General features: G+C 65.2%; 7 protein-coding genes. 5 read left to right on the forward strand and 2 right to left on the reverse strand.

Annotated features, from left to right (window positions below; translation table 11 throughout):
- Window positions 1–117: 117 nt before the first annotated feature.
- Complete coding sequence (locus COGEMETH_RS24935; RefSeq protein WP_238185353.1) at window positions 118–660, reverse strand: DUF2059 domain-containing protein; 543 nt, start codon at window positions 658–660, stop codon at window positions 118–120.
- A gap of 147 nt (window positions 661–807) precedes the next feature.
- The gene (locus COGEMETH_RS24940) at window positions 808–1,062 is read right to left on the reverse strand and encodes a hypothetical protein (protein WP_238185354.1); all 255 of its coding nucleotides are present in this window, start codon (window positions 1,060–1,062) and stop codon (window positions 808–810) included.
- 384 nt (window positions 1,063–1,446) lie between these two features.
- Here COGEMETH_RS24940 and parA point away from each other — a divergent pair, with 384 nt between their 5' ends.
- From parA to COGEMETH_RS24965, 5 genes are all read left to right on the forward strand, one after another.
- Entirely contained in the window at window positions 1,447–2,109 is a 663-nt protein-coding gene (parA, locus tag COGEMETH_RS24945) for a ParA family partition ATPase (RefSeq protein WP_238185355.1), read from the forward strand.
- On the forward strand, window positions 2,106–2,414 hold the full coding sequence (locus COGEMETH_RS24950) for a ribbon-helix-helix domain-containing protein (RefSeq protein WP_238185356.1): 309 nt from the start codon (window positions 2,106–2,108) through the stop codon (window positions 2,412–2,414). Before parA ends, COGEMETH_RS24950 begins: the two co-directional genes overlap by 4 nt.
- A 360-nt stretch (window positions 2,415–2,774) precedes the next feature.
- Window positions 2,775–3,011: a hypothetical protein gene (locus tag COGEMETH_RS24955; RefSeq protein WP_238185357.1), complete on the forward strand. Its 237-nt coding sequence runs from the start codon at window positions 2,775–2,777 to the stop codon at window positions 3,009–3,011.
- A gap of 46 nt (window positions 3,012–3,057) precedes the next feature.
- Window positions 3,058–3,939: a tyrosine-type recombinase/integrase gene (locus tag COGEMETH_RS24960; RefSeq protein WP_238185358.1), complete on the forward strand. Its 882-nt coding sequence runs from the start codon at window positions 3,058–3,060 to the stop codon at window positions 3,937–3,939.
- A 544-nt stretch (window positions 3,940–4,483) separates the two neighbouring features.
- The gene (locus COGEMETH_RS24965) at window positions 4,484–4,669 is read left to right on the forward strand and encodes a hypothetical protein (RefSeq protein WP_238185359.1); all 186 of its coding nucleotides are present in this window, start codon (window positions 4,484–4,486) and stop codon (window positions 4,667–4,669) included.
- Window positions 4,670–5,316 lie beyond the last annotated feature (647 nt).

Consider the following 5,316-nt stretch of genomic DNA (forward strand, 5'->3'; position numbering starts at 1 on the left):
GGAAACCCGGAGCGGTTCAGTGCAAGCACCACGGCAAGGCCTGCGTTCCGAAATTAAATGGGTTGGTGCCAATCCGGACGGGCTCGATGTCTCACGCGTGGAGATACAGCCCGACCCTCATTTCGGCTTTGCAGCGCCGCCCGGCCCCCAGCCGTGAGCCTTGATGGCCTGAACGATTTTGCCCTGCATGTCAGGCATCACGGACTGCATCCACTGCGACATGCCGCTCATCTGTGCCTGAGCCAGTTGCGGTTGAGCGACCGCCAAACGCCGGCCAGCCGGTGAGGCGTAGAACGCCCCAACCGCCTGAAGGTCTTCCTTGCCGAGAACGGACGCGTAGCCGCGCGCTTGTATGTCGAGGAGCTCATCGTAGTGGGCGGTCAGCACTGGGATGACGACCTCCTGCACCAGCACCTGAGCGCGGTCAGGCTCCTTGACGCCCATCTGCTGCATCAGTCCCACCATGGGAGCGCCCATCGTATTGAGAACCGCAGTCCGGTCGCCCTGCATCTGCATCACGACCTCGCGCGCAATCTTGAGCGTGGCGGCATCCGGTGCCGGCACCGGGTTGGCCTTTGGGGCGGGCGCAGGTTGCGCAAGGGATGCCTCAGGGAGTGCCACGCTCAGGCAGAGGCAGGCGAGGAGGGTTTGCAGGCGCATGAGAGATCCAAGCTGGCTGTAACGAAGCGGCTGCGGTCCTATCGGCCGAAAGGCAGGTTCGCGCTAGCCTTCGAGCCGTCCGTCTCCTCGCCCGGTGGACTACTTGCGCCAACCATAGGGGCCATTCCCCATGAGACCGCCCACCGCTTACGAGATGATCGCCTTCGGCTCCGGCAAAGGCGACCGCGTCAGGCTTTGGACCACCCGCGGAGGCCGGCCAGCCTTCTGTGCGATCTCCGCCTCGTTCTGCTCGATGAGCTGACGGGCTGGTTCGTCGCCGTCGAGACCACCGAGGATTTCCATCGGCACCCGCCGGTTCGAGGCCCGGCTGCCGTCCTCGAAGACGACGTCGAACAGGACGGAGCCCCGCTCCTGGGGTTTGGACCTGATGCGCTTGGACATGCCGGGCCTGATACGCGCTCCATGCGAGGCCGGCCAGAACGGCCGAAGGTCGCAACGGCGCCGGCTGTCGCGGTCACACCAACCTGCGCCCGACGCGCCGGCCGGGCGGCCGTACCATCACGGCTCGGCCGGCCTCGCGCATACCCGACCGTAAGTGCGGCAGCCCAGCCTACATGCGGTCTTAGCCGCTCGACGGCAAGCAGTATTGCCGTCCTGTGGGCAAGCAGGCAGATGCTTTAACGAACGTAGTGCTTGACGCGTGGCACTCCTACAGCAGACAGCAGATCCATGTCTCGCTGTGTCCCTGCGGCCGATTCGGCTTGAAGGCTTGTGGGCAGGCGGTCACGACGGCACGCGGGCGAGACGACAGGTGGGAGTGCAGGCGTGCGGACCATAGCCGTCATTAGTCAGAAGGGCGGGGTCGGGAAATCGACAGTCGCCGTACACCTCGCGGTCGCCGGCACGCTGGCGGGGTTCCGCACCGCGCTCGTAGACCTTGACCCGCAGGCCACGGCCCGAAAGTGGGGCGACAAGCGCCAAGCGTCCGAACCCGAGGTGGTCGGCGACCACGCCGAGCGGCTACCGCAGCTTGCAGACGCGGCGCGCGCCAACGGCGCGGACCTCCTCGTGATCGACACCGCGCCGAATGCGGACCGGGCATCGCTGGCTGCGGCCCGGGCGGCCGATCTCATCCTAATCCCGTGCCGGCCGGCGGCCTTCGACCTTGAGGCGATCGAGGCGACGCGTGATCTTGCGACCATCGCGAAGCGCCCCGCCTGGGTCGTGCTGTCCTCGGCGCCGACGCGGAGCGCGATCGTGGAGGAGGCGCGGCGCGGACTGGAGGGCCAGGGCGCCCAGGTCGCCCCGCAGGTGATCCATCAGCGGGTCGCCTACAGCTACGCAGTGATCGACGGCCGCACGGCTTCTGAATATGAGCCCGACGGCAAGGCAGCCGAGGAGGTAGCCGCCTTGTTCGCGTGGGCACGTGTACAAGTGGGCCTGCCGGCAGGCGTGCAAGCGGACAAGAAGACGAGGGGGCGAGTGTGACGAAGCGGCCGAGCCTGTTTAGCGCGAAGACGGCAAGCACTCCGGAGCCGGAAAGGCCCGCGCTGGCGTCGCTCTCATCTGAGACCCCACCCGCAACCGCGGCGAGCGAACCTTCTGCCCAGGCCGCCCGGTACCAGAAGGCATCGACCCGTGAGGGCAAGCGGGTGGTGACAGCCTACATCTCGCCCGAGGCATTCCGGCAATTGAAGCGGGTCGCGGCCGACGAGGATGCCCAGGTGCAGGATCTACTCACGGAAGGGCTCAACGCCGTGTTTGCCGCGCGCGGCCTTTCTCGAATTGCGTGAGGGCTAATGCCCGGGCTCAGGTGGGTACTCATCATTTGGAGCACGATGGCGATGTTGGCCGTGCTCGGGCAGGCCGTGATGTTTTCTGACCTGCTTGAGACATCAGGTAATGGGGCCAGGCGCGCGTTCGGCGCGATCCTGTCGGCAACGTTCTATGTGCTCAATCTCGTTTTCCTATGGCGCGCCCGTCCTGGCGGCTTGCTAGACGTAGGTCACTATGACCACGTGTGGGCAAGACCACAATCAGGATTGCAGGCTCGGTGACAATCAGGCAAGCGGGCTTGCGGGTCCGCCATCAATCCGGCATGGTTTCTCAACGCAAGACAAGTAGTATTATCTTGCGTTGAGGAAAAACCGGTCATGGATGTCGTTCTGAAGCAGGTGGGCCCTGATCCGATCAACTGGAGCCTTACGGACCGCCTGGGCCGCACCCTTGGGGCAATTGAGAAATCTGCCAAACCGGCGACGTTCAAGATCCTCGCTCAACCCGGCACGGCCCTGGATGGCATCAAGGTCGAGCATCTATCGTTGGACGCAGTGATGACGGCGATCGCCACCCGCATGGCTGGCGCCTGCTCACTCGATAGCCAAGCCTGAGAGCAAGGTTGGCGACAGCAGAGCAGGACCTGGAAGGCGACCCGACATGAGCACCGCCCTGGTTCCGGTTGTGGAGTTCGTTCCTGTAAGACCGCCGCCGGCGCAGGCAGATGACGACGCGCAGATGGTTCGGTTGTGGCTGTCGCGGTCGGCGAGCCCGAACACGCGACGCAACTACGAGCGCGAGGCGCGGCGCTTCCTGGCGCATGTCGGCAAGCCGCTCGGCTCGGTGCGGATGGGTGAGTTTCAGGACTACATCGCCAGGCTGCCGGGCTCGTCGGCAACGGTGGCGCTCGCGGCCTCGGCGCTCAAGAGCCTGTTCGCCTTCGCCCAGGAAGTCGGGTTCCTGCGGTTCAACATTGGGGCGGCCGTGCGAGTGCCGCCGATCAAGAACACCCTGGCCGAGCGCATTATGTCCGAGGCCGATGCGCTGCTGATGATCCGGCAGGAGCCGGCCCTGCGAAACCGCGTGCTGCTGACCGTGCTCTACGGTGGTGGCTTGCGGGTCTCGGAGGTTTGCGGCCTGTGCTGGCGTGATCTCGCGGCCCGCGATGAAGCCGGGCAGGCAACCGTCTTCGGCAAGGGCGGTAAGACGCGGGTTCTGCTGCTCTCGGCCGCGACGTGGAAGGTGCTGAGTGCCTTGCGGGGTGAGGCTACGGCTGACGCGCCAGTGTTCCTGTCGCGGAAGGGCGGGGCGCTTGATCCCAGCGCCGTCCATAGGATCGTGAAGGCTGCGGCGGCACGGGCGGGCTTGCCGGGCGAGGTCTCGGCACACTGGCTACGGCACGCCCACGCGAGCCACGCCCTGGACCGCGGAGCGCCGATCCACTTGGTGCAGGCGACGCTCGGGCACGCCTCGGTGGCGACGACAGGGCGGTATCTCCACGCGCGGCCGACCGAGAGCAGCGCCCGGTTCCTCGGAGTGTAGGGCCGGAGGAGCGGCACCGATCTCGCCCGGATCATGGACCAGAGCCGACACCGCGACCCGCGCACGGTGCTGGGTATGTCCGCAGGGCGAACGCCTTCAAGGAGCACTGGGGGGACGGGTTCTTGTGAGAAATGCCCAGCGGAATACGTGGGATGGTTGGGCAGGAGGCCTTTGCAGCCACTGAGTTGCCGCGGTCTGCCCAGGAAGACGAGAAGCCCCTATCGCCGTCTGGATTGGATCTCGGCCGCAGCTAGCTCGGCCTTCCGAGGCCATTCATCAGCTCGTTCTCGGCACTGCGCACTCGCGGCTTCATTCCCGGCCACCGCCCAGCTTTGAGCGACGCGCCGCCAGTGCTCTACGCGAACTCGGTAAATTCGGACGAGGCTTTCTGACTCCATTGGCGCTCAACGCGAAAGTTCGGCGGCAGTGCCATGTCACCCGAGCAATGAAACCTTTGCCGTTAGGTGAAGCGGGTACCAAAGCTGTTCCTGGAACGCCTACCCGTGGCCTTCCGTTGATCTCCATAAAACATATGGAGGAAACGATGAAAAAGCCGATCAAGCCTGGCTCCGAAGCCGGTCATTCCAAAGAGGGCGGGGCGCTCGGGAATATCGACGAGCAGCGCGGCCACCCTGGCAAGGGCACTGGAGGCCCGTCGGTCAAGGACTCAGAAAGCGGAAACCGGTCGGTCGGCACCCGCCAGGATGCACCCGACAAAAGAGGCTGCTGAGGCAGCGACAATTTCTGCAAAACCGAGTCTGAAGGGTACGCTCATGACCAGCGACCCGTTCACATACCCTCAACCTCCGCTCGGCATTCTGCCTGGCTGCCGGCCATGGGAGCTTGGATGATCAGGCCAGAGGCCTTGAGGGCAATGGCGGCTTCCCACCCGTTGAAGACCGTCGAAAAAACCTTGCCATCCCTCGTAGTAGTGAGAGGCCGTTAGGCCAGGGCGTAGTGCTCCCCGGGACAAGCGGCCAAAGCCCGCGACTTCGTGCCCTTCCCCTATCCTTCTGCTCCGCGATGGTTCTGGCCGCCATCTTGCGGTCGTCAACCGGACGACGGATTTCCGCCGTCTGATCCCGGCCATGTGGGAGGGGGAGCTTTGCTCGCCCGCGTGGTCGGGATCGCTGTCGCCTCTGGGGTCGCCAGCATCGTTCTGGCAGCACTGCTGGCAAAACTACCGGCAGTGCGTCCGCATCGCCGGATGACGGCCTGATCGGCACGCGCTACGTCTTGCGGATGAAGGCGGGCCTGATGAGCGCCGAGACATACGGAGCCGCGCTCGCCCTGGCAATCGAGGTATCCGAACTTCGCGCGCAACTCTCCGAGGCTCAGGACCACTGCGTCGAGCTCGCAGTGTCAAACAGCGTTGAA

This window comes from Methylobacterium trifolii (assembly GCF_022179685.1).
Classification (GTDB): Bacteria; Pseudomonadota; Alphaproteobacteria; order Rhizobiales; family Beijerinckiaceae; genus Methylobacterium; species Methylobacterium trifolii.

Bases quoted from the DNA above. Each gene is read 5' to 3' on its own strand.
- COGEMETH_RS24955 (WP_238185357.1), top strand. From the start codon at position 2,775: ATGGATGTCGTTCTGAAGCAGGTGGGCCCTGATCCGATCAACTGGAGC.
- COGEMETH_RS24935 (WP_238185353.1), bottom strand. From the start codon at position 660: ATGCGCCTGCAAACCCTCCTCGCCTGCCTCTGCCTGAGCGTGGCACTC.
- COGEMETH_RS24940 (WP_238185354.1), bottom strand. From the start codon at position 1,062: ATGTCCAAGCGCATCAGGTCCAAACCCCAGGAGCGGGGCTCCGTCCTG.
- COGEMETH_RS24965 (WP_238185359.1), top strand. From the start codon at position 4,484: ATGAAAAAGCCGATCAAGCCTGGCTCCGAAGCCGGTCATTCCAAAGAG.
- COGEMETH_RS24960 (WP_238185358.1), top strand. From the start codon at position 3,058: ATGAGCACCGCCCTGGTTCCGGTTGTGGAGTTCGTTCCTGTAAGACCG.